The sequence below is a fragment of the Acidobacteriota bacterium genome (genome assembly GCA_034211275.1).
In the GTDB taxonomy this organism is placed as follows: domain Bacteria; phylum Acidobacteriota; class Thermoanaerobaculia; order Multivoradales; family JAHZIX01; genus JAGQSE01.
In genome coordinates this window covers 1-2,714 of record JAXHTF010000345.1, presented here as the reverse complement: position 1 = coordinate 2,714, position 2,714 = coordinate 1, and the positions used below count along the sequence as shown (strand labels likewise).

At 62.4% G+C, this 2,714-nt stretch carries 1 protein-coding gene and 2 rRNA genes; all 3 read left to right on the top strand.

What is annotated here, in order from left to right:
• A 23S ribosomal RNA gene (locus tag SX243_25780) occupies positions 1-1,476 on the top strand; the annotation flags it as partial.
• A 68-nt stretch (positions 1,477-1,544) separates the two neighbouring features.
• Positions 1,545-1,660, top strand: a 5S ribosomal RNA gene (gene rrf / locus SX243_25775).
• 121 nt (positions 1,661-1,781) lie between these two features.
• On the top strand, positions 1,782-2,714 hold a 933-nt coding region (locus SX243_25770), incomplete at its 3' end, for a DUF819 family protein (GenBank protein ID MDY7096399.1).

The window sequence follows — 2,714 nt, the reverse complement described above, 5'->3', positions numbered from 1 at the left end:
GACGCAGAAGGGTAGGCCAGCCTGCGACTGGAGGTGCAGGTTGAAGCACGTAGGAGGGCTCGGCAGGTAAATCCGCTGAGCTGTTAACTCCGAGGTGTGATCCCGAGTCCTCTTGTGGACGAAGTGGCTGACCCCACGCTGCCAAGAAAAACCTCTAAGGAGAGCTGTGGGTGACCGTACCGTAAACGGACACACGTGGGCGAGGTGAGTATCCACAGGCGCTTGAGTGAACCCTTGTGAAGGAACTCGGCAAAATTGCACCGTAACTTCGGGAGAAGGTGCGCCCTCATACCGTGAAGACCCTCGCGGTTGGAGCGGGAGGGGGTTGCAGTGAAAAGGCCCAGGCGACTGTTTACTAAAAACACAGGACTCTGCAAACTTCTCAAGAGGAAGTATAGGGTCTGACGCCTGCCCGGTGCCGGAAGGTTAAAAGGAGGGGTTAGCTTCGGCGAAGCCCCGAATTGAAGCCCCGGTAAACGGCGGCCGTAACTATAACGGTCCTAAGGTAGCGAAATTCCTTGTCGGGTAAGTTCCGACCTGCACGAATGGCGTAACGATCTGGGCACTGTCTCCACAAGGGGCTCAGCGAAACTGTAGTACCGGTGAAGATGCCGGTTACCCGCGGTAAGACGGAAAGACCCTGTGAACCTTTACTGCAACTTGGCACTGGCTTTTGATGCTGTATGTGCAGCATAGGTGGGAGGCTGTGAAGCCGGGGCGTCAGTCTCGGTGGAGCCATCGGTGAGATACCACCCTTATTGCATTAGGAGTCTAACCTGGACCCGTGATCCGGGTCGGGGACAGTGTCTGGTGGGCAGTTTGACTGGGGCGGTCGCCTCCCAAAGCGTAACGGAGGCGCCCAAAGGTACCCTCAGGCTGTTTGGAAACCAGCCGTAGAGCGCAAAGGTGTAAGGGTGCTTGACTGCGAGACCTACAAGTCGAGCAGGGACGAAAGTCGGGCTTAGTGATCCGGCGGTTCCGAGTGGAAGGGCCGTCGCTCAACGGATAAAAGGTACTCCGGGGATAACAGGCTGATCCTGCCCAAGAGTTCACATCGACGGCAGGGTTTGGCACCTCGATGTCGGCTCATCGCATCCTGGGGCTGAAGCAGGTCCCAAGGGTTCGGCTGTTCGCCGATTAAAGCGGTACGTGAGCTGGGTTTAGAACGTCGTGAGACAGTTCGGTCCCTATCTACCGTGGGCGGAGGACACTTGAGGAGATCTGTCCCTAGTACGAGAGGACCGGGATGGACGAACCTCTGGTGCACCAGTTGTCGCGCCAGCGGCACAGCTGGGTAGCTATGTTCGGAAAGGATAACCGCTGAAAGCATCTAAGCGGGAAGCCCACTCCAAGATAAGGTGTCCCGGGCGCAAGCCCCTGAAGACCCCAGGAAGACCACCTGGTTGATAGGCGGGATGTGGAAGCGCGGTAACGCGTGGAGCTGACCCGTACTAATCGGTCGTGAGGCTTGACCACACGTCTTCATTGAGTGTGTTCTCGAGATCCGATGGACACGAAGACTCGATTTTCGGTTGTGATTTTTTTCCGGTGGTCACAGCGAGAGGGAAACGCCCGATCCCATTCCGAACTCGGAAGCTAAGCCTCTCAGCGCCGATGGTACTGTGCGTCCAGCGTACGGGAGAGTAGGTCGCCGCCGGGAAGTTTCTTGATGCAGCGCCCCGTCATCCGACGGGGCGTTTTGCTTTCCGATCCGGGGCGCAGATCGACTGCAAGGACGGGGCGATCGGAGCCGGCCGTATCGTCTGATAGGGTGTGCCGCCATGGAGACGTGGGTCCGACCGGACGACCATTGGGCGCTGTGGACTGTGCTGCTGGCCGCCGGGGCGTTCGGGATCTGGGCCGAGCGCACCCGCTGGGGCGCCCGGGTCTCCGGCGCAGTAGTCGCCATCGGCACCGCTCTGGTGCTGTCCAACCTCGGCCTGATCCCGGTGCGCGCACCGGCCTACGACGTGGTGTGGTCGTACCTGGTGCCGCTGGCGATCCCGCTGCTGCTGCTGCGGGCGGACCTCAAGCGGATCCTGACCGAGGCCGGACCGACCCTGCTCGCGTTCACGGCCGGCGGTATCGGCACCGTCCTCGGCACCTGCCTGGCCTTCTGGCTGATCCCCCTCGGTGAGGAGGGCTGGGAGCTGGCCGGAATCTTCTGTGCCACCTATGTCGGTGGCTCCATGAACTTCGTCGCCGCATCCGAGGCCCTGGGTCTGCGCTCCGGTGACCTGCTGTCGGCCGGCTTCGCCGCCGACAACCTCGTGATGGCGGCGTACTTCCTGGTGCTGTTCGCCCTGCCCGGCGCGGCCGTGATGCGGCGTTGGCTCGGCGAACGGAGGGTTCCGGCGGACGGGCACGAGCTCGGGAAAGAGGCAGCGGAACCCGCCCCGCCGCCGACCCTGTCCGGCATGGCCGCGGCGCTCGCGGTGTCGGCCGGCTTGTGTGCGGCGGGCTTCGCGTGCGAGGCGCTCACCGGTTTCGCGGGAAGCGGCATCTTGTTTCTGACCGGGTTCACGGTGCTGGTCGCCACCCTGGTGCCGGCGGTAGGCCGCCTCGGCGGCGCGTCGGAGGTGGGCACCCTGATGATGCACGTGTTCTTCGCGGTCATCGGCGCCAGCGCGCACATCGCCACGGTGCTCGAGGTCGGCCCGGTGTTGTTCCTGTTCGCGGCCCTGATTCTGACGGTCCACCTCGCGTTCCTGTTG